Source organism: Actinoplanes couchii, assembly GCF_016862075.1.
GTDB lineage: Bacteria > Actinomycetota > Actinomycetes > Mycobacteriales > Micromonosporaceae > Actinoplanes > Actinoplanes couchii.
The window spans coordinates 42,886-63,216 of record NZ_BOMG01000116.1 but is presented as its reverse complement, the minus strand read 5'-3'; the positions used below and the strand labels follow the sequence as shown (position 1 = coordinate 63,216).

At 68.0% G+C, this 20,331-nt stretch carries 16 protein-coding genes; 5 read left to right on the top strand and 11 right to left on the bottom strand.

From position 1 onward, the window contains the following. The first annotated feature begins 95 nt into the window (after positions 1–95). Complete coding sequence (locus Aco03nite_RS53750) at positions 96–2,639, top strand: putative bifunctional diguanylate cyclase/phosphodiesterase (RefSeq protein ID WP_373872695.1); 2,544 nt, start codon at positions 96–98, stop codon at positions 2,637–2,639. A gap of 30 nt (positions 2,640–2,669) precedes the next feature. Here the strand turns inward: Aco03nite_RS53750 and Aco03nite_RS46440 are convergent, their stop codons facing one another. Both Aco03nite_RS46440 and Aco03nite_RS46435 read right to left on the bottom strand, forming a co-directional pair. Next, the gene (locus tag Aco03nite_RS46440; protein ID WP_203808438.1) at positions 2,670–3,371 is read right to left on the bottom strand and encodes an MBL fold metallo-hydrolase; all 702 of its coding nucleotides are present in this window, start codon (positions 3,369–3,371) and stop codon (positions 2,670–2,672) included. Positions 3,372–3,599: 228 nt separating this feature from the next. Continuing rightward, entirely contained in the window at positions 3,600–4,046 is a 447-nt protein-coding gene (locus tag Aco03nite_RS46435) for a hypothetical protein (protein WP_239145997.1), read from the bottom strand. A 135-nt stretch (positions 4,047–4,181) separates the two neighbouring features. Between Aco03nite_RS46435 and Aco03nite_RS46430 the strand changes: the two genes are divergently transcribed. Continuing rightward, positions 4,182–4,373, top strand: coding sequence for a hypothetical protein (locus Aco03nite_RS46430; protein WP_203808434.1), 192 nt, complete (start codon positions 4,182–4,184; stop codon positions 4,371–4,373). 337 nt (positions 4,374–4,710) lie between these two features. Here Aco03nite_RS46430 and Aco03nite_RS46425 read toward each other — a convergent pair whose 3' ends face one another. Continuing rightward, a complete protein-coding gene (locus Aco03nite_RS46425) occupies positions 4,711–5,802 on the bottom strand; it encodes a pyridoxamine 5'-phosphate oxidase family protein (RefSeq protein WP_239145996.1) in 1,092 nt (363 codons plus the stop codon). Between the two features lie 351 nt (positions 5,803–6,153). Next, positions 6,154–6,588, bottom strand: coding sequence for a VOC family protein (locus Aco03nite_RS46415; protein WP_203808428.1), 435 nt, complete (start codon positions 6,586–6,588; stop codon positions 6,154–6,156). Positions 6,589–6,675: 87 nt separating this feature from the next. Between Aco03nite_RS46415 and Aco03nite_RS54465 the strand changes: the two genes are divergently transcribed. Then, complete coding sequence (locus tag Aco03nite_RS54465; protein WP_373872694.1) at positions 6,676–7,395, top strand: CGNR zinc finger domain-containing protein; 720 nt, start codon at positions 6,676–6,678, stop codon at positions 7,393–7,395. Between the two features lie 608 nt (positions 7,396–8,003). Here Aco03nite_RS54465 and Aco03nite_RS46405 read toward each other — a convergent pair. From Aco03nite_RS46405 to Aco03nite_RS46390, 4 genes are all read right to left on the bottom strand, one after another. Further along, the gene (locus tag Aco03nite_RS46405; protein WP_239145995.1) at positions 8,004–11,240 is read right to left on the bottom strand and encodes a discoidin domain-containing protein; all 3,237 of its coding nucleotides are present in this window, start codon (positions 11,238–11,240) and stop codon (positions 8,004–8,006) included. A gap of 23 nt (positions 11,241–11,263) precedes the next feature. Beyond that, positions 11,264–12,676 carry a glycoside hydrolase family 43 protein gene (locus tag Aco03nite_RS46400; protein WP_203808424.1) on the bottom strand — a complete coding sequence of 471 codons (1,413 nt, stop codon included), beginning with the start codon at positions 12,674–12,676 and terminating at the stop codon, positions 11,264–11,266. Between the two features lie 61 nt (positions 12,677–12,737). Then, positions 12,738–15,155, bottom strand: coding sequence for a glycoside hydrolase family 127 protein (locus tag Aco03nite_RS46395; RefSeq protein WP_203808422.1), 2,418 nt, complete (start codon positions 15,153–15,155; stop codon positions 12,738–12,740). Positions 15,156–15,223: 68 nt separating this feature from the next. After that, positions 15,224–16,132 (bottom strand): hypothetical protein, encoded by a 909-nt coding sequence (locus Aco03nite_RS46390; RefSeq protein WP_239145994.1) that lies wholly within the window; start codon positions 16,130–16,132, stop codon positions 15,224–15,226. 386 nt (positions 16,133–16,518) lie between these two features. On the opposite strand from Aco03nite_RS46390, the gene Aco03nite_RS46385 reads away from it, so the two are divergent. Then, the gene (locus Aco03nite_RS46385; RefSeq protein ID WP_203808420.1) at positions 16,519–17,058 is read left to right on the top strand and encodes an AAA family ATPase; all 540 of its coding nucleotides are present in this window, start codon (positions 16,519–16,521) and stop codon (positions 17,056–17,058) included. 266 nt (positions 17,059–17,324) lie between these two features. On the opposite strand, the gene Aco03nite_RS46380 is transcribed toward Aco03nite_RS46385, so the two are convergent. Together Aco03nite_RS46380 and Aco03nite_RS46375 are read right to left on the bottom strand one after the other, a co-directional pair. Continuing rightward, positions 17,325–17,978, bottom strand: coding sequence for a response regulator (locus Aco03nite_RS46380; protein ID WP_203808418.1), 654 nt, complete (start codon positions 17,976–17,978; stop codon positions 17,325–17,327). A 192-nt stretch (positions 17,979–18,170) separates the two neighbouring features. Beyond that, complete coding sequence (locus Aco03nite_RS46375; RefSeq protein WP_239145993.1) at positions 18,171–19,571, bottom strand: histidine kinase; 1,401 nt, start codon at positions 19,569–19,571, stop codon at positions 18,171–18,173. 110 nt (positions 19,572–19,681) lie between these two features. Between Aco03nite_RS46375 and Aco03nite_RS46370 the strand changes: the two genes are divergently transcribed. Continuing rightward, positions 19,682–20,104 carry a DUF6069 family protein gene (locus Aco03nite_RS46370; RefSeq protein WP_239145992.1) on the top strand — a complete coding sequence of 141 codons (423 nt, stop codon included), beginning with the start codon at positions 19,682–19,684 and terminating at the stop codon, positions 20,102–20,104. Here Aco03nite_RS46370 and Aco03nite_RS46365 read toward each other — a convergent pair. Continuing rightward, positions 20,031–20,249 (bottom strand): hypothetical protein, encoded by a 219-nt coding sequence (locus Aco03nite_RS46365; protein ID WP_203808414.1) that lies wholly within the window; start codon positions 20,247–20,249, stop codon positions 20,031–20,033. The genes Aco03nite_RS46370 and Aco03nite_RS46365 overlap by 74 nt on opposite strands. Positions 20,250–20,331: the final 82 nt, after the last annotated feature.

The following is a 20,331-nucleotide window of genomic DNA, read 5'->3' as shown; positions in this document are numbered from 1 at the left end:
GGGCAAGAACGCCACTCGGGCCGCACTCACCCTGCTCAGCACACTCCCGCCGCTCAGTTCGCCTGCCCCGGTGCCGATTTCTGGACGTACAGCAAATGTCGGTCTTGCGGGAGGCGGGGTTGGGCAGGGCACTCGTCCCGCTGGCGATCCTCCTGGCCGTCGCCGAGGTGCTCCTGATCCTGCTCGGCATCCGGGTCGGCCTCCCGAACCTGCTGGTGTGGGTTCCGGCGCTGGCCGGGCCGGGTCTGGCCGCCGCCGCGTTCCTGCGCGCCGCCGCGGACGCCACCGGGGACCTGCGCCTGTTCTGGCGGCGGATCGGCTTCGCGATGGCCGCGATCCAGGTCGCCGCGGTGAGCCAGGTCGTCGACGTGACCACCCTGCCGTACGACGGGATGCCCTCGATCGGGCCGCGCACCCTGCTGCTCTATGTGATCGGCACCACGATGGCGATCGTCGCGCTGATGCGGCTGCCCGGCGAGGGGCGGACGTGGCGGCAGGTGGCGACGGCCGTACTGGATGTGGCGGTCGTCGGGGTGGCCGCCGGGATCGTCGGCTGGCAGTACCTCGGCTGGGCGGTCGGCCGGTTCGGCGGGCACGCGTCGGCCTGGTGGCTGAACCTGTCGATGAGCGCCATCGGGATCGCCGGTGTGATGGTCATCGTCAAGATCATGACGATCGGCCGCAGCCCGGTGCCGAAGGCGTCGCTGTGGTGGCTGTCCCCGATCGGCGTCACCGGGCCGTTGTCCGCGGCCCTGATGACCGTCCTGCAACCGTGGCCGCACCTGAGCGGCAGCGCCGCCGTATTACCGTTCGTCGGTCTGTTCGGGGTGCTCGCCGCCCGCGCCCAGCACCGGTCGCGCCCGCCGGCGCGGATGACGCTGCCACCGTTGTACCGCCGGGGCAGCGCGGTACCGCTGGTCGCCACCGGCCTGACCAGCCTGCTGACCGCCGGCGTCTACCTGAGCACCGGCACCCTGAGCAGCGTGCACGTCACCGGGATGACCCTGTTGCTGCTGCTCGTGGTGGCCCGGCAGGCACTCGCCCTGGCCGAGAACACCACGCTGCTGGAAACGGTCGCCCACCAGGCCATGCACGACGAGCTGACCGGCCTTTACAGCCGCCGATACTTCGCCGAGGCGGCGGTACGCGCACACACCGTGCTCCTGGTCGACCTGCGGGACTTCCGCTCGATCAACGACGGCCTCGGCCCGAAGACCGGCGACGCGCTGCTCATAGCGTTCGCCCACCGCCTGGTGACCCTGGCCGGCGACCGATCGGTGGTAGCCCGCCTGGGCGGCGACGAGTTCGGCCTGCTGCTACCCGCCGAGGAACCGTTCACCGAACGCCTCCTCGCCTCCACCACCGACCCGCTGCACGCCAACGGTTACGAGCTGCTCATCGATATCTCGGTCGGCTTGGCCACAGCCACACCCGCCCCACTCGATCCGTCCGCCCTACCTGATCCATCCGCTCTATCTGTTCCACCCGCGCTACCTGACCCGCCCGCCCCATCTGTTCCACCCGCCCTACCTGACCCGCCCGCCCTATCTGTTCCATCCGCGCTACCTGGTTCATCCGCGCTGACCAGTACATCCGCGCTACCTGACCCATCCAGCCCGCCTAGTCCAATCGTCCTGCCCGATTCCCCCAGCTCATCCAGCCCACCCGGAACGCTTGCATCACCGGGACCGCTCGCAACCTCCGGATCGGTAGCCGCTCCCGCCGAGGCGACCGCACCCCTCGCCGAACCGATCGGCGTCCCGCCCGATCCGGTGACCGGAGACGGCGACCTCTACCGGCAGGCGGAGATCGCCCTGCGGGAAGCCGCTGCCCAGCCCGGCCAGCACCTGGTCCGCTGGGACGCGACGCTCCGGAGCCGGGTCAGCCGACGGGCCACGATCGCCGCCGACATGCGCCGGGCGTTGACCGAGAACGAGTTCCACATGCTGTACCAGCCGATCGTGGAACTGCCGTCCGGCCGCACGGTGGGCGTCGAATCCCTGATCCGCTGGCGCAACGCCTCCCCCGCCGACTTCATCCCGGTGGCCGAGGACACCGGCCTGATCATCGAACTCGGCGAATGGATCATCGACACGGTCTGCGCGCAGGCCACCGCCTGGCCGTCCCTGAACTCGGTGGCGGTCAACGTCTCCGCACGCCAGCTACTGGATCCGGCGCTGCCGGACGTGATCGCCGCCGCTCTGGCCCGGCACGGCGTGCCACCCCACCAGCTGACCGTGGAGATCACCGAAACCGCCGTCTTCGGCGGAGGCCGGGCCCTGGCCACGGTGGACGCCCTGCACGCACTGGGCGTCAGCATCGCCCTGGACGATTTCGGCACCGGCCACTCCTCCCTGGGGCTGCTGCGAACCTGCCCCGTAGACGTCATCAAGGTCGACAAGAGCTTCGTCGACGGTCTGAACGGCACCCCACAGCAGGAGGCGATAGCGGTGGCCCTGACCGGCATAGCCGACACTCTGGGCCTGCGCACCGTGGCCGAAGGCGTGGAAACCGAAGACCAGGCCCGCCGCCTGTACGAGTTGGGTTACCGCCTCGTGCAGGGCTTCCACTTCGCCCGCCCACTACTGCCGGAGACCATCTCCGACATGCTGCACACCGATCGCCGTGAGGCCTCCTGACTCTCAGCCGGCCGGCGCGGCGGCTCGCTATCAGCCGGCCGGCGCGGCGGCTCGCAGCTGAGCCCCGGCGTTGCCGATCAACGGCTCGCCGTGCCCGAAGCAGGCGACGTCCACATCCAGTTGCGCCTGTAGCCGGAACGAGGCGGCGGCCATCACCGGATCGACGTTGAACGTCCCCAGCATGACGTCACCGGCCGGACTACGCGCGATGGCGTCACCGGTCAGCAGAACCCGCTGTCCCGGCAGGTGAAAGGCCACGCTCCCCGGCGTGTGCCCGGGAACCGCCACCACCACCGCCTCGACCCCACCACCGAGATCGATCCGGTCACCGTCACCGAGCTCGTGATCCACCCGGACCGGCTCCGGCGGCCTCGAAGGCATCCCCGCCTTCACCTGCCGCATCAACTCCTCCTCCCAGCCCGCGAGCCGGGGCACGGGCCCGGCCACCTCACCACGGATCACCGGAGCGTCGGCCGCATGCGCGCACACGGTGACGTCACCCCAGGCAGCGATCTCAGCCGCCGATCCGACATGGTCCTCATGAAAGTGCGTCAACAGCAGCCGCCGCAGATCGGACCGCCGGTAGCCGAGCCGCTCGACAGCCGCGGCAATCGCCCCGGCAGATCCGGGCACCCCGGAGTCGATCAGCGTGAGCCCGTCGGGCCCGCACCACAGATAGGCGTGCCCGACCGGAAACCCGACCATGTGCAGCCCCGGAACCACCTCGCTCATCACACGACCTCGCTCATCACCCGACGGTAGGCACCCCTCCCCTCGCACCGACAACAAATCTGCCAACGGCAGACCGCCCTTCCACCGAGGTCGCCGAACAGACCGGATCTCCGACCCCGATCGACGGCCAGACCGATCTCCGGCCCACCTGTGGGCGCATCCGGGTGCGCTCCGGTCAAACGGCCGGAGGCCGACGCGGCGGACGACACCGATCCGGCGACTGCGAAACTACTGGTCAACGTCCTGCGGACCGGAGTCGAGCGCCTCGCGTACCCGATCGAGAGCGCCCAGCATCATGGATCCGTAGTCGTCGTCCGGAAGCGCGTCGACCTCCTTCGTCGCCGCGGCCAGGTGCTCCCGAGCCTCTCCGATGTTGCCGAGACGACGGTGCACGTCAGCCAGGTTGAGATGGAGTGAGGGCAGGAAGGCGCGAACCCGCATGGAGTCGTGGACCCGGCGCACCCGCTCGTCATCGAGGTCGGTGACCGCGGCCAGGGCCCGCTCGTCCCACATCAACTCGTCGGCCGGCGAGTCCTGAAGATCGGCGAGGTAGTGGGCGATGCTGCACCGATGCATCGCGTCACCGTCCACGCTGGCCCGCTCCCACAGCCGGGTCAGCGCATCCCTGGCTCCTGGCCGGTCCCCATCCCGCCCCAGCTCGACCGCTGCCCCCATAGCGGCCAAGATCTCATCCGGCTGCTTATCGGTCATGTCCGACACGGCTCCCCCTCTCATCCCTGAACTCCGCGATCCAGCTCATCCCTGGACTCCGCGATCCAGGCGTCGCAACGGAAAGCCTGAAGCCTCGACTTGGTCGAGAGTCAAGCGGCCGAGGCGCGCATCAGAAACCAGGCGTCCCGGCCGCCCAGCGACCACTGGGCCGGATGCGACTTCACCGCGATGTTCGCCGGTGGGCTGGCCCTGCCGCTGGTCCCGGCCGCCCAGCGACCGCCGGCCGGATGCGACCGTTACCGAGGACCCACCCCATTGACCCGGACCTGATCCGCCCGGAATCGAACGGTTGACGGACGGGGCGGCACGGTCCGAATCGGACTCACCGGGGCAACTCAGGAGCAGCCGGGGCGGTCTAGGAAAGCAGTTCGAGCTCAGGTCAGACCCAGCTCGGGACAGCGGCCTGGAGACAGGTTCGGACCAGCTCGGGAAACAGCCCAGGGGCTTGGTTTGGACTGGCTCAGGAAACTGCCCGGGGACCGGCGCAGACCAGCTCAGAAAACGCCCAAGGCTGGTCCGGACCAGCTCAGAAAACACCCGAGGCTGGTCCGGACCAGCTCAGGAAGACCAGCCCAGGAGCAGATTGGGGTCGTCTCGGGGAGGCGGCTTACTGGCGGGTCCGGGCTAACTCCGTCGGCTGGGCCACGCGTGGGTTGTGGCGGAAGTATTCGCCGAACGTCCAGGGCTGCGGGAGCACGCCCTCGACCTGGACCACCCGGTCGACCGTCAGGTCGACGAGGCGTTCGGCGCCGGGCACGGCCGCGGAGCGGGACGGACTGTCGTCGATATGGGCATGACCGGTCACGTGCAGGGCCGCGCCCGTCTGCCAGTCCAGGAACAGCAACCCGCTTCGGGGGTTCAGGAGCAGGTTGCCGAGCGTCATGAACATGCCGTTGCCGACGTACTCCGGCCACGTGATCCGGCTCGCCGACGCCACCGTGAATCCGGGGTTGCCGCCGCGATGGGACGCGTCCGCCCCGAGCTGGTCGGCACGCGTACCGACGAAGAAGGTGTCCGCGGTGTTGACCCACCGCTGTTGGGCGTCAGACAGCGTGTTGCTCATGTTGATCCCGCCGGCCGAGACCGGATCAACATGGACAACTGAATCAACACTTGACGACCGATCAACATCATGGGGTGTACGGGTCTGGATGTACTTGGGGCAGTTGGCATACACCTGGTTCGTGTTGACGACTAGATTCGTGCCGTCAACATGAGCAAGCCCGTTGATACGCATCCGGCGACGGCGGGCCGGCTCGATGGCGATCATGCCGATGTCCCGTTCGTGGTCGAAGAGTCCCTCCAGAGGCGGCTTCGGCAACCGGTTGACGAGGATCGTGTGCTCGTCGCGCGCCCGGGTGAAGCCGGGCGGACCGCTGAGTGCAGTGGCCCAGACCGCGCCGGTGTCGTCGGCAGCCGCGATCACGACGAGCCGTTGCTGAGTGAGGAACTGGGCCGCGACCAGCGGAATGTCCGTTCCGACTCCCGCCGACCCCCAGCCCGCCCGGTCGACGCCGGCTTGTTCCTGTAGCGCTCGTTCTCCCGGATGAAACACGGCCCCTCCAAGATAAAAATGTGACGGCATCGCGGCTGTGGCCGGATCTACCGACGCTCCAGCCGCGGTCCAGGTTGACGGCGATGCACAGGGTTCCGAGCAGGCGACGGCAGCCCGCCGCGTTCGCGGACGACGGCGATCCACCCGGGTCGCAAAGTCACGATGATCCGCTCAGGTCGCGGGATCACGGCGATCCGCTCAGGTCGCAGAGTCACCACGATCCGCTCAGGTCCCGAAGCCACGACGATCCGCCCAGGTCACGTGGTCACCACGATCCGTCCAGGTCGCAGAGTCACTACGATCCGCTCAGGTCACGTGGTCACCACGATCCGCCCAGGTCACGTGGTCACCACGATCCGCCCAGGTCGCAGAGTCACTACGATCTGCCCTGGTCCCGGAGTCACGACGATCTGCCGGGGGCCGCGGAACGGCGGCTGCGGGGGATCCGGAGTCGACTGCGATCCGGCGCTGGTGTTGACGGCGGCCCTGCTGTGGTCAGAAGAATCCGCAGGTCGGTGCGTCGGCGTCGGGTGCGGCTGTGGTGATGCCCTCGATTGACGGGGTGTAGATCTCTAGGCGGATGCCGTCCGGGTCGGTGAAGAAGAGGCCTCCCGACGTCGCGCCTTCGCCGTGGGGCACGATCCCGTCGTGTAGCGGCTCGACGCCCAGGGCGCGCAGCACCGATTCGGCTCGGCGCACCGACTCCAGGTCGGGGACCTGGAATGCCAGGTGGTGCAGTCCTGGTCGGTCGGCGGCGAAAGTGCCGACGCTCTGCTGCCACAGGGTGACGAGCAGGGTGCCGCCGACGCCCAAGAACGAGTAGCGGTCGTCTCCGTCGAGCACCTCGAACTCGAATACCCGCTGGTAGAAGGCGGTGGATCGAGCTAGGTCGGTGACGTTGAGGCCGACATGTCCCACGGTCACGGTCATGGCTTTCCTAACGGTTAAATGCCGCTCTGACCATTAGAAGATGCTCCGAACTTCTAACGTTGTCAAGTGTGATGTACCGTTAGAAACGTGGCTGAGCCTCTTCCGATCGAGTTCGCGAACACCCTGTTTGCGGTGCGCGGGCGGCCTCAGGACGGCCTGACGACCACGGCTGAGCTGGCGGATTGGCTCACTCGCAACGGGCTGACGGGCGTTGGCCCCGGCCATGGGCCTGGTGTCGGTGCTGGTGCTGGCGCTCGACCTGGTTCCAGAGCCAGCACCAGCACCAGCACCGACGATCCGGCGATAGGTGCACCGGCAATCGGGTCGCGACGGTCCAGCCTTGAAAGGCGGTCCAGCGCTCCTGAAGGTGAGCCGGCCACTGATGAACCGGCGATCGAGGTCACGGCCAACGACCTACTCCGGGCACGTGAGCTGCGGGATGCCGTCCGGGCCATCGCTCATGCGGTAGCCCAAGGTGTTGATCCGCTACATGTTGACGTCAACACCGTCAATACGATCGCGCGATCAACACCACGGTGGCGTGAGCTGCACTGGTCCCCGCAGCCGCACGCCACCGTCCACACCGATGCCACCCCGGTCGCCACAGCTCTGTCCACCGTGGCCGACGAGGCGATCGCTCTGTTCACCGGCGCCGCCCGGGACGACCTGCGCGCCTGCCCGGGGCCCGGTTGTGTGCTGCATTTCGTCCGCGACTCGCCTCGCCGGGAGTGGTGCTCCCCCGGCTGCGGGAACCGGGCCCGGGCAGCCCGCCACTACGCCCGCTCCCGAGACCGCGACCACCTGTAATCCGGACAATCGCCGAGTTCCTGTGGGCGCGCTCTTCAACTCAGGAGAGAGCAGGCCGGCGAGGAAGAAGCGCAGCCGGAAACAACGCGATGGCCAGAAACAGTGAGGCGATCAGCCGCCGGGATCCGGGTGGACCGGGCCACCACCACAAGTGGCGAGAGCGGTCAGATGACCGCGAGCGGAACAAAGACAGCGCGGGCCGCCGGGACAAGAAGGCCAGTCACACGACACCAAGAACAGTGACCACCCGATCCGCAGTGCCGACCGCTCAATCTCCCCCAACGCCGATCAACATGGAACGACATGATCAACATTGATTGGCTCGGTCAACATTGAGCCGACTCCGTCAACATTGATTGTTCGGGTCAACGTTGACGAAGCCGGCCGGTAGGGGCTAACGGATCAGGTGGCGAAGGCCTTCTCCTTCAGGAGACCGGCGGAGGCCGCATCACCTTTCAGGTCACGAAGAGCTTCACCACCAGGACACCGCTGGAAGCCGCATTGCCCTCAGGTCACGAAGACCTCCCGGAAGCCGATGGAAGCGTCTCCTCTGGCCTGGGTCGCGAAGGCCTTCACTGCCAGGAGACCGAGGACGGCGGCGTCGGCGGTCAGGTGGCGAAGGCCTTCACCTCCAGGAGGCCTACGGAAGCTGCGCCGCTGGTCAGGGCCACCCTCAACCTGGTGGTGCTGGTGGGGGTGAAGGTGACGTTGTTGTACTGGTTCGCGGCTGTCGGGTAGGAGCCGGCGCCCAGCACGTCCACGTAGGCGCTGCCGTTCCAGTACTGCAGTTTCCACGATGCCGGCAGGTCGATGCCCTGGCCGTCGTCGAAGAAGTAGACCTGTGCCGAACCCACCGTCTGCGCCGTCGGCCAGGTCAGCTCCGCCCACTGTTCGCCCTGGTTGGGCCAGGTGCCCCAGCGCGAGTTGACGGTGTCGTTCGACGACGGCGGGTCTATGCCGTCGTTGATCGCGGCCACGTTCTCCCACGACGAGGTGTAGGAGGCGCTCGGGGTCGCCGTCGCCGCCAGGTTCGGGTTGGACGGGACGGTGCCCTGGCCGAACAGTTTCACCTCGGTCAGACCGGTCTTGGGGGTGCCGGTGGGCTGGGTGAACTGGATCCGCAACCGGGACGTGTTGACTGCACTGAACTTGACCCGGTTGAAGTTGGACTGCGGCGCGCCGGGTGTCCTGGCCTGCGATGCCGCGTCCACCCAGGCGGTGCCGTTCCAGTACTGGACGTTGTACGCGGACGGCGGCCGATAACGGTTCCCCGCCCGGTCGTTGCGGAAGTAGATCCAGGCCTCGTCGACCGTACGAGCGGATCCGAAGTTGAATTCCACCCAGTCGGTGGCGTTGGTGCTGCCGAAGCTGCCCCACAGCGGCGCGTTGGTGGGCAGGCCGTCGACGATGCCGGAGGTGGCGGTGCCGGACGTGGTGTAGGAGGCGGTCACGGTGGCGCCGGTGGCCAGGTTGGGCCGGGTGGAGGCGAGATCGACGCCGGCCTTGCTGAACATGTCGACCACCCGGGCGCTGCCCTGCACCACGTTCTGCGGCGCGGCCAGCGTCGGGAAGGCGGCGCTGTAGGCGACGGCGCCGCTGGTGGTGACGGCTCCGGTGGCCGGGTTGTAGGTGAACGGCACCAGACTGTTCAGTGTTGCCACACGGGTACCGTTCAGGAATATCGAGTACCCCTGCGGCACTCCGGCGTACCGGGTCACGCCGTCGGCCGGGTCGTCCCAGACGATCGACAGGTCGGCGTTGCGGTAACGCAGGTTGTTGACCGCGAAGTGACTCCACCCGATGTTGATCGGCGACAGTTCGATCGTGGTGTCGTTGCGCGGCCGGAGCCCGGCGACGTCCTCGATCACGGTCCAGTTGCTGCTGCCGAGGATGTTGTGGTGGATCCACGAGCGGTAGGTGATGGCGTTGCCGTTCCAGTCGGCCCAGAACTCGTTGGCGTCCGGCCAGTTGGTGTCACCGTTGACGTATTGAGCCCAGGCGTTCCAGTACAGCAACTTCTTGTAGTCCTCGTTGACCATCCACGAGTTGGGGTAGTTGCGCAGCACCTGCGAGTAGAGCCGGAACTGCACCGTCGAGTTGATCGTGGAGAAGTTGTTGCTGCCCGGGTTGCCTGCTGCCGCCGCTGCCGCCTTGTCCTTCTGGTTGGCGGTGTAGAACGGGAAGATCGGATATTCGGCCGGGTCTGCGTAGAGGCGCAGCGCCTCCTTGTACTGGGCGGTGTTCGGCATCAGCCCCACCGCGTACGGGTAGTAGTTGTTGATCTCCTTCCACGGCACGTGGGTGTTGGTGGACACGTGCTTGTGCTCCAGCAGCTGCCGGGTGGGGTTCCACAGCGTGTTGATGACGCCGTTGCGGATCCGGTCGGCGAGCGTCTGCATCTCGGTCGCCTTGGACGTGTTGCCCATCAATGTGTACGCGTCGCGGGCGGCGATCGCGGCCGTCCACACGTAGGCGGTCTCGGCCCGGTCGAGGTTGCCGGCCCGCCAGTGGAACGACACCGCGTCGGCGTCGTTGCCGGTCATCGCGCCCCAGTCGTACTCGATGACGCCGTTGTTGTTGGTGTCGTAGGTGGCGAGCTGGCCCTTCGCGTCGCCCTCGGCGTAGCGGGCGAAGTTGGGCAGCATGGCCGGCTGGCCGCCGTGGATCTGGTAGGCGCGCCACGCGGCCTCGGCGATGTACTGGGTGTACGAGTTCGACCAGTTCTCCGGGTCGCCGGGGTTGTCGACGAACCGGCCGTTCGCCGAGTACTGCCCGACCGCGAGGTAGTTGCCGTAGGCGTACTCGGGTGACCGCAGGTATTTCAGGTCGTCGATGTGCATCGGTTGCGTCAACGCGATGGCGTTGTTGTAACCGGTCACGCCCTCGATCGACTGCGGGAACTGGAAGTCCTGCCCGGGGATCTCGGCGTCCAGGTTGTTGTAGCGCATCAGCCACCAGCGGTAGTAGATGCTCTTCTTGATACCGGCATCAGGCACGTCGATGTAGGGGACGTTGTCGGCCCACCACCTGTTGTACTCGCGGACGTGCACCCCGAACGCGTCGGCGGGTGTGCGGGTGCGGTAGGCGTCGTAGTCGGTGCGGGACGCCGGGATCTCGTTGGCGACCAGGCCGAGCTGCACCTTGACGGTGACCGTCGCACCCGCGGCGACCGTTATAGATCGGCTCAGGGCCCCGTTGGCGGCGGTGAAGCCGTCCCCGGAGAACCGCGGGTAGAGGGTGGTCAGGTTGTTCTTCACCGCGCGGGTGCCGGTCAGTTCGGTGCCGCTGACGGTGGTCGCGTAGGGCGACGTGGCGTTCAGGGTCAGCGTCGTCGCCGCGGTGCCGGTGTTGACCGCCGACACGTTGGTGACCAGCACGTTGTTGTGGGTGATGAACTTGGTGACCTCGAGCCGGACCGATCCGCCGGTGTGCACGCTGCGCCAGTGGCTCGGGGTCTGCCGGCGCTGGGCGGCCTGCTCGGTGAAGGTGCCCGGCGAGGCCGTGATGGCGTAGGCGTTCTGGCTGCTGATGTTGTCCCAGTACGCGGCGTTGCCACCGAAACCGATCACCGCCGGGTTGTGCGTGTTCATGTAGGCGGCCCGGCCCCGGGTCATCAGCCAGGTGCCGGCCGGGTCGTTACCGGTGCGGGCCAGCAGGCGGTCCATCCAGAAGTCGGTGCCGCCGCTCTCCGCGTCGTAGATCGCCTTCATGGTGTCCCCGGTCGAGTAGCCGACCGGCGGCGCCGGGATCGAGCCGGTGTTCCCGAAGGTGGGATAGCCGATCGTCTGCGCGGCGAGCGCCGGCTTGGCGACCCCCACCCCACCGACGATCAAAATCAGTCCCATTGCGTACGCCCATGGCCGCCGGTTCATGTCTGGAACGCCTTCCACTCGAGAACGCCTGTGGACAGCCCGGATCGGGACGTGATGTTGAGGCGCAGCCGCGTCGTGTTGACTTGACTGAACGTGATGACGTTCTCGGTGTTGCCGGCCACTCCACACGCCGACTGGCCGGGCACGTTGACGTATGAACTTCCGTTCCAGTATTGGAGTTGGCAGGAAGCTGGCACGTCGATGCCCTGGTTGTCGTCGAACCAGTACACCGAACTCTTGTTGAGCGACTGCGCGGTCGGCCACTGGTACTCGATCCACTGGGTGCCCTGCTCCGGCCAGTTGCCGTAGGCCAGGCTCGACCGGTCCTGCGAGTTGGCCGGCGTACCCCCGTTGTTGATCGCCGCGAGGCTCTCCCACGACGACACGAAGGACGTGGAGGCGGTAGCGTTCGGCGCGACGTTGGTGCCGCTGCCGCCGGTGCCGCCGCCGGTCGTCGGGATGACCCGCTGGATCGTCCCGTCAGCGTTGAAGTAGAGCTTGTCGACCGCCACCGACCTGCGGAAATTCCCGCCACCGGGCGCGTCGGCGGTGTGGTAGACGATGTACGACTGCCCGTTGAAGTCGACGATCCCGGCGTGGTTGGTGGTCGACGACACCTGCCCCAGCACGATGCCCCGGTGCGTCCACGGCCCGAGCGGGTTGGTCGCGGTGGCGTACCGCTGGCAGGCGTAGTTGGAGTTGGTCACGCAGCCACTGGTGTCGTTGGCGGCGTACATCATGTAATAGAGGCCGTTTCGTTTGAACATCCACGGGGCCTCCCAGTAGTTGGTGAGCCCCTGCGGGGTGACGACCGACCCGACCGTGTCGATCATGTTGGCGGCGAGTTTGACCGCGCGCGGCGACCAGTAGCCGCCCCAGTACATGTACGCCTGCCCGTCGTCGTCCACGAAGACGGTCGGGTCGATGTTGAGTCCCGACGAGTTGGCGGTGCTGTCGCTGATCAGCGGCCCGCCCTTGGCGTCGGTGAACGGCCCGAGCGGGGTGTCGCCGACCGCGACGCCGATGTTCATCCAGCCCGCGCCGTTGCCGTTGACCGAGGTGTACCAGTAGTACTTTCCGTTGCGCGGTTCGACCTCGCCCGCCCACGCGTCGGCGCCGGCCCACGGGAACGTCGCGATGTTGGCCTTCGCGCCGTTGTCGACCCAGGTGTTCGCGTCGGTGGACGACAGCACGTGCCATTCGCGCATGACGAAGTTGCTGGTGCCGGTGGGCGCCTCGTCCCGCCCGGCGTAGATGTAGAAGGTGTTCCCGACCACCAGGGGCGCCGGGTCCGCGGTGTAGATGCTGGTGATGATCGGGTTGGCGGCCTGGGCCGCGGTGGCGACCGCGACCGCGGCCGCGGCGGTGACCAGCGCGCAGGACGCGGCTAGCCATCTCCGTGAGGACATCTGGACACCTTTCTCACTTACCGGTGGCGTGCCTTTCCTACTGGCTGTTGGCGCGCCTTTCTTACTGGCTGTTCGCGTGCAGTTGAGAGACCTCGGCCGCCGACAGGGCCCGGCTGTGGATCCGGAAGTTGTCGACGGCCGCGGTGAGGTAGGGATCGGTGGCGTACTGGGAGCGCCCGATCCAGTTCTGGGTCGTGTTGATTCCGGACGGCCGTACAGTCAATGCGTTGTTGCGGGCGACCTCGGCGCCGTTGACGTAGAGCACGCCGAGGTTGCCGGTGTGCGTGACGGCGACGTGCGCCCACGCGCCGGTGGCCAGGGCCGGAGCTTCGATCCGCTGTTCGGCCGCGGATCCGCCGGTGGTGATCGCGTATCGCATGGTTCCCGCGCTGGTGCGCGGAGTCAGGAAGAGGTAGGCGCCGCTGCCCGCGCCGAAGTCGAAGATCCGCGCCCAGGTGGCGGCGGTGTCCAGGCGGATCCAGGTGGCGACGGTGAACGCGGTGGCGCCGGCCAGGATGCCGGTTGGCAGGTTGACGTACATGTTGACGCCGTTCAACAGGACCGCTGTTCCGCTGCGCCCGGCGGTGCGGGTGACGCCGCCGACCAGGGTGCCGTTCCAGCCGTTGCCGGTGGCGTCGACCGCGGTGGTGCCGGATGCCTCGTCGAAGAGGTAGCGGGCCTCGCGCGGGGTGCTGCCGGTGACGTTCCAGTAGACCGAGTAGCGCTGGCCGTGCGTCTTGTAGAACGGCCTGAGCAGCACCGATCCGGCGGTGTACTCCAGGGCGGTGCCGGTCGGCGTCAGGGTCGCCGGGTCGAGCGTGGGCAGGGCGCTGAGGTTGCCGGTGCCGAACTGTCCGGCGAGCACGATCGGGCCGTGCTTGACCGCGCGTACCGACGGATTGTCCGGGGTGGGCTCCAGGGCGAGGGCCATCGGGAGGCTGATCTCCACGACGTCGCCGCTGGTCCAGGTGCGATCGATGCTCAGGTACGTGCCGGGGGCGGGTGTTCCGGTGGCGGTTCCGTTGACCCGGACCTGGGCGCCGGTGGTCCACGACGGGATGCGGAGCCGCATGTCGAAACCGCCGGAGCCGGTGACCGTCAGCCGCGAGGTGGACGTCTCCGGGAAGGTGGTCTCCTGCTTGATCGTGATGCCACGGTTCGGCCACGTCAATGTTGACGGGACGTACATGTTGACGTACAGAATCAAGTTGTTGTCGGTGAAGTAGATGCTGTCGGCGAGCTTGGTGTTGGTCTCCATGCCGGTGCCGTGGCAGCAGGTGAAGTTGTCGTAGTCGTTGCTGTACGTCTTGATGCCCCCGGCCCGCAGCGGCACGTAATAGCAGTGGTGGCCGTGCGTGGAATTCGGGTTCTGTGCGCCGAGCAGGTGGTTGAACAGGGCTTTCTCGTAGAAGTCCATCAACTCGCCCGCGCGGCCGGGGTCGCTTCGGCCGGGGTCGGTGAAGAACAACTGCCGGGTCAACTTCAGCATGTTGTACGAGTTGCAGCACTCGCACGTGTTGTCGGAGAGTTCGGACGCGATCCGGTTCGGGGCCTGGAAGTACTCGCCGTTGGAGTTGCCGCCGATCGCGTACGAATGCTGGCGTACGACGAAATTCCAGAAGTTGACCGCGATGTCGCGGTACCGGGTGTCGCCGGTGGCGTGGAAACCACGGATCGCCGCGATCGCCTTCGGGATCTGCGTGTTGGCGTGGAAACCGGCCAGCGCGTCGACATTGTTCGCGAGCGGGTCGAGGACCTGGTCGTGGTCGAAGTACTGGGCGGTGAACAGGTGTACCGGATCCTCGGTCAACTGGTACAGGTTGAACAGGGTCTCGCCGATGCCGCCGAACTCGACGCGCAGCATCTGCTGCCGCTGGGCGTGGGTGAGCCGGCTGTTGCGGGCCTGCACCCAGGCGGCCTTGCGCAGCAGGATCTGCAGGGCCTGGGCGTTGCCGGTGAGCTGGTGCTGGTCGAGCAGCCCCTGCACGATCTTGTGCAGCGTGTAGTAGGGCGCCCACACCTGCTGGCCGGTCTCGACCCGGTCGATGAAACTCTCCGGGTACGCCGACAGGTAGCCGTTCGGGCGCTGGCAGAGCGCGAGCTGGGCGACCAGGTAGTCGCCCTGGGTCTTGAACGCGGTGTCGCCGGTACTTGAGTACGCCTGCGCCAGTGCAGTCAACACGTGCCCGGTCGAGTGCCCGCGCAGCTCCGTGGTCGGTGACTCCCAGCCGCCGCACGGGGTCGCCGACGACGACAGACCGGCGTTCAGGCGGAACGTGTGCAGTAGACGGTCCATGTTGAGGAACTTCAGATATGCATGGGTACGACCGGTGTTCGCGGCGAACGGACCGCCGGTCAGGGTGACGGCGGGCAGCGGGAACCCGTACGCGGTGACACCGGTGTCCGGGCGCGCCAGCGTGACAGGTGGCAGGAACGCGGCGGCGGCGCCGGCTTTCAGCAGGGTGCGACGCGAGATCATGGGACACCTTTCGCCGGTGTCCCGGCCGGGTGCGTCCGGCCGGGACGGGTCACTTCAGGGGGACGGCGCTAGTAGCCGTAGCGGCTCTTCAGGTGCCGCCACCAGTCACGGAGCATCCAGGCGTCGAACTCGGTGATCGACGTCGAACTGCCGGCGAGCATGATGAAGTTGCTGACGCCGGTCGGGGTCCAGTCGTAGAAGTCGTCCAGACCCCAGGTGTGGCCTATCTCGTGCAGCAGGATGTGCATGTTCGCCGTGTTGAGATTGGCCATGTAGTACTCGCGGCCCACCCGCTGGCCCCAGTCGCCGCCCGCGCCGCCGCCGAAGCCGTCGGTCAGCCAGAGGGACTGGTCGTAGTGGCGGGCGTACCCACCGGGGCAGTTGGGGTACTGCCCGTTCTGGTTGAAGAAGCGCCCGCACGGCACCGAACACTGCGGGGCGTTCTCACGGATGTCGTTGACGTAGATGTCCACGCTGGTGTCGGTCCACTGCAACTGCGACCGATTTCGTACGGCCCAGCCGACCACCCGGACCGGGACGTCACCGTACGGCCAGGCGTTGTGCCCGACCAGCTCGTCCATCCACTTCTTGTGCTGACGGGCGAGCGTCGCGTGGATCTGGTCGCGCTGGGCGGCGGTCACGGTCGCCGTGGAATCCCAGCGGACGCAGTAGTTGATGTAGCCCCGGTTGGCCATGATCTGGTCCCAGCCGTAGTTGCGGAACCCGTACAGATTGCCGCCGTTGTAGGTCTGCTCCTGGTGCTGCCAGACCTGGTTCAGTGGGGTGACCAGGTTGGACGGCGGGCTCCAGGTGGCGGGTGCGGCCAGTGCTGCTGCGGTAGCCGTCGTCCTCGCCGGCGCGGCCGGTGTTGCTGCGGTCGCCGTCGTTCTCGCCGGCGCGGCCAGTGCTGCCGAGGCCGGGGCGAGCACGATCGTCAGCAGCGCGGCGACGAGTGTCACGAGCCGTTTCGTTCTCACGGAACCTCCCTGTCGGTTATTGATCGACAAACGTCGATGCCTAGGGTGAGGAATCGCCCGGGTCGCAGGAATTTCCAGGTTTCAGTGCACGCGATACCACCGGGCGGACCACACGCATCTGCCCCGGTGATGCGGGTCGCCTGATCGGTACGCTGCCTTACGAAAACGTTTTCGGCAAGATGTTCACGCTGTTACGAAATTGATCCATGTGAACGTCGCATGTCGACAGCCCCCTATCCCGGCGACCGGCACACGGCACCTCGGCACCCGAACCGCGCGGCTCCCACCGTCTCGGCCTCCGAACCGCGCAGCTTGCGGCGTCCTGATGAAAGGATCGCCATACCGAACCGGGAGATTCTCCGAACGGACCCGCAGAGGGAGACGATGTGACCGCGAGTGCCGACATCCCGTCATCCGGGCCTCGGGCCCTGCTGATCACCGGCACGGTCGGCGCGGGCAAGACGACGGTCGCGGAAGCCATCGGTGACCTGCTGACCGAGCAGCGGGTACCGCACGCGGTGATCGACCTGGACTGGTTACGCCGCGCCTGGCCCAGCCCGCCCGATGACCGTTTCCATCATGCGCTGACGATCCGCAACCTGCGCGCGGTCGCCACCAACTTCCGCAACGCGGGCGCCGAACGCCTGATCCTGGCCGGCGTCCTGGAAACCCGAACAGAACGCGACGACCACGAGGCGGCGCTGGGCGTCCCCCTCACGGTCTGCCGGCTCCAGATCACCCCCGCGGCGGTACGAGTAAGGCTGCACCACCGCCACACCACAGCCCCGGAAGCCCTGTCATGGCACCTGAACCGCGCCGACGAACTGGGCCAGATCCTCAGAGCCGCCGCGGTGGAGGACTACGTCATCAACACCGACAACCTGACCGTCCCGGAAACCACACGCGAGGTGCTGGCTCACTGGTGACCCGAACTCCCCCACCGCAGGTCACTGCAGCCCCGCCAGTACAGCCCCGCCATTCCAGCTCCGTCAGCCCGCCCGCCAGCCCAGCTCCGTCAGCCCAGCTTCGTCAGCCCGCCCCGCCCCGTCAGCCCGGTCATGTCAGCCCAGCCCGGTCAGCCCAGTCATGTTTGCCCAGCCCGGTCAACCCAGCCCGGTCAACCCAGCCTTACAGGCCACCGGCCTCCCACCGCACCCTGGCGGCGCGGACCCGCCGGGGTCCTGGCCGGGTGTCAGACCAGGCCGGCGTCGTGGACCAGGAGAGCGATCTGGGTGCGGTTGTCGAAGTCCAGTTTCGTCAGGATGTGGGAGACGTGTGACTTGACCGTGGCCAGGGTCATGTCCAGGGCCGCGCCGATCTCCGCGTTGCCGCTGCCCTGACCGATCGCCACCGCCACGTCGCGCTCGCGCGGACTCAGCACGGCGAGGCTCCGCCGGGCCTCCCCGAAGGCCCCGGCCTGCACGGCGACCTTGTCCATCAGCCGGCGGGTGATCCGCGGCGACAGAATCGGCTCACCCGCGGCGACCTGCCGAACCGCCTCGGCGATCCGCGCCGGCGGGGTGTCCTTCAACAGGAACCCGCTGGCCCCCGCCCGCAGTGCATGCAGAATGTTCTCGTCGGTGTCGAACGTGGTCAGCACGATCACCTCAGGCGGCCGGGCCCGAGCCCGCAGCCGCCGGGTAGCGGTGATCCCGTCGACCCGAGGCATCCGCAGATCCATCAACACCACGTCCGGCCCATGCGCATCAGCTGCGGCCTGCACGAACTCCCCGTCCGAAGCCTCGCCGACCACCGAGATCCCCTCGGCCCCGTCGAGCATCATGGTCAGCCCAGCCCGGACAAGCGCGTCGTCATCAACCACCAGCACCCGAACCACCGGCTTCATACCGCCCCCGGCCCCATCCCGCCGCCACACATCACGACCCACTCACCGAGCCCGCACCCGGACTGCCCACTCCAGAACCTGGCAGATCACTCAGACCAGGGATTCCGGGCCGCGGCTGTTGCTGAGCACGACCTGATGCCCGGCGCCGATGGGGCACTCCCACCAGCCCTGGCAGATCCCTCACGCCTCGGCTCACGACGGCCATGGTATCGACGCGTGTAGGTGGAACTCGCCGTCGGCCTCGCGATGGTCGAGGGTGCCACCGGCCAGGCTGACCCGCTCGGTCAGGCCCACCAGACCCGCTCCGCCGCTGGCCCAGGCAGGATCCGGGCCCTCCGGCAGGCCGGACGGCGCAACATCTGGCAGGCCGGCTGGCGCATCGTATGGCAGACCGGACGGCGCAACGCGTGGTCGGCCAGACGCCGCGACCGGTGTTCGGCCGGACGACACAACGTCTGGTCGACCGAACGACGCAACCTGTGGTCGGCCGGACGACACAACGTCTGGTCGACCGAACGACGCAACCTGTGGTCGGCCGGACGACGCAACATATGGCCGCCCGGACGGCGTGACGGCTGGTCGGCCGACCGGCGTGACGAGCAGCGCGTTGCGCACATCGATCTCCAGGCCTTGCCCGGGGGCCCCTCGGAGGTCCAGGTGCACCTCTTGGCCCGCAGCGTGTTTGCGAGCGTTCGTCAGAGCCTCCTGGATCACCCGGTAAGCCGTCCGGGCCAACGCCGGCGGCGCCTCGGCCGGGTCGGTCACCGCGTCGTTCACCAGGACCGTGGCACCGGCCTCGCGGTTCTCCTCCACCAGCCGGGGCACGTCGGCCAGCAACGGTTGCGGACGGTTCCCCTCGCCGTCCTGCTCGTCGTCCCGCTCGTCGTCGCGGAGCAGCGAGATCACATCGCGGAGCTCCTCCAGAGCCTGGTGCACCCCGGAGCGGACCACCCCGGCCGCTTTGGAGAGCTGCTCGGGTGGGGAGTCCGGCCGGTACTCCATCGCCCCGGCGAACGTCGCCAGCAACGACAGGCGGTGCGCCAGCACATCGTGCATCTCCCGGGCGATGCGGCGGCGCTCCAGCATCCGCGCCTCGGCCACCCGTCTCCCCTGCTCGGCCTCGGCCCGGCGGGCGCGCTCCTCCAGCGAGCGGATCAACGCCTCCCGGGCCTGCGCCCAGGCGCCCCAGCCGAGCAGCGCACCGTAGGTGACGGTGATCAACACCAGCCACCACCCGTACGACATCCCGCCGTTGGCCCTCCACCACCCCTGCAGAGCGTGAGCGGCCAGACCGGCCGTGCCCGTCGCGATCGCCACCGGGAAAGGCCTCCGCCGGGCCACCTGCAGCGCGCCCATCGTGGCCGGTGGTGTCGCCGCCGGCGACAGCGCCGCCAGCAGGCTCAGCAGCACAGTCCCAGCGACCGGGCGCCACAGGAGCGCCGGGGTGAGCGCCCAGGCGAGGACGCCCACGACGATGTCGAGCGCGAGCATACGGCCGGTGGTCTGCCCACCGACGAGCGTCACCGCGATGAGCGCGCCTGAGGCCGCCATGACGGTGACGACGGCTCCGGTTCGCACCCGTTCCTCGTTCACGGGCCGAGGCTATCCGCGCGGCGGCCCGAGCCGACACCTTCCAAAGTATGTGTTCGGAACCTTCTTTGGTCCGATGCGGACTTCCGGCCCCGCGCAGCATCCTCGGTGGCATGACGAACATTCGTACGAGCCGAGCTCTCACCGTTTCCATCGCCACCGCCGGCGCCCTGCTGTTGTGGGCCGTCAACGGCCCGCTGCCCGGCCACGAGCTGCTGGTCGACCAGGGTGGCACCGTGCAGCAGGTCGGCCCGGTCGCGGTGGCCGCCGCGGCGGTCGTGTCGGGGCTGGCCGCCTGGGCACTGCTGGCCCTGCTGGAGCGCTGGGGCAGACCCGGGGCCTACCGATATGTGGCCTCCGCCGTGCTGGTCCTGTCGCTGGCCGGCCCACTGACCGCGGCCGTCGACCGGACCACCATGCTGACGCTGCTCGGCATGCACTTCATGGTGGGCGCGGCCCTGATCATCGGTCTGCCCGGCTTCCGCCGCTCACACGCCGCCGGGTGTAAGGCAGTGCGAACAGGTACAACCCGGTGACCATCAGAAGGAACAACGGCAGCAGCGGGGTGTACGACACCCACTCCACCGGTTCCTCCAGGGCGAACGCGCCGAACGTGGCCAGCACGGTGGCGGTGAAGACGATCGAGGTCCATCGGTGGAACTGCCGGATCCGCTTCTGCATGACACCCTCCAGGATATGGTTCGCTGCCTACCGGGAGAACGCTAGTCAGCCGGACCGACCTGGGACTTCTCGATTCCTGACC

Excerpts from the sequence above, each read along its gene's own strand:
- Aco03nite_RS53750 (WP_373872695.1), top strand. The coding sequence starts at position 96 with ATGTCGGTCTTGCGGGAGGCGGGGTTGGGCAGGGCACTCGTCCCGCTG.
- Aco03nite_RS46440 (WP_203808438.1), bottom strand. The coding sequence starts at position 3,371 with ATGAGCGAGGTGGTTCCGGGGCTGCACATGGTCGGGTTTCCGGTCGGG.
- Aco03nite_RS46435 (WP_239145997.1), bottom strand. The coding sequence starts at position 4,046 with ATGGGGGCAGCGGTCGAGCTGGGGCGGGATGGGGACCGGCCAGGAGCC.
- Aco03nite_RS46415 (WP_203808428.1), bottom strand. The coding sequence starts at position 6,588 with ATGACCGTGACCGTGGGACATGTCGGCCTCAACGTCACCGACCTAGCT.
- Aco03nite_RS46405 (WP_239145995.1), bottom strand. The coding sequence starts at position 11,240 with ATGGGACTGATTTTGATCGTCGGTGGGGTGGGGGTCGCCAAGCCGGCG.
- Aco03nite_RS46400 (WP_203808424.1), bottom strand. The coding sequence starts at position 12,676 with ATGTCCTCACGGAGATGGCTAGCCGCGTCCTGCGCGCTGGTCACCGCC.
- Aco03nite_RS46395 (WP_203808422.1), bottom strand. The coding sequence starts at position 15,155 with ATGATCTCGCGTCGCACCCTGCTGAAAGCCGGCGCCGCCGCCGCGTTC.
- Aco03nite_RS46380 (WP_203808418.1), bottom strand. The coding sequence starts at position 17,978 with ATGAAGCCGGTGGTTCGGGTGCTGGTGGTTGATGACGACGCGCTTGTC.
- Aco03nite_RS46370 (WP_239145992.1), top strand. The coding sequence starts at position 19,682 with ATGACGAACATTCGTACGAGCCGAGCTCTCACCGTTTCCATCGCCACC.
- Aco03nite_RS46365 (WP_203808414.1), bottom strand. The coding sequence starts at position 20,249 with ATGCAGAAGCGGATCCGGCAGTTCCACCGATGGACCTCGATCGTCTTC.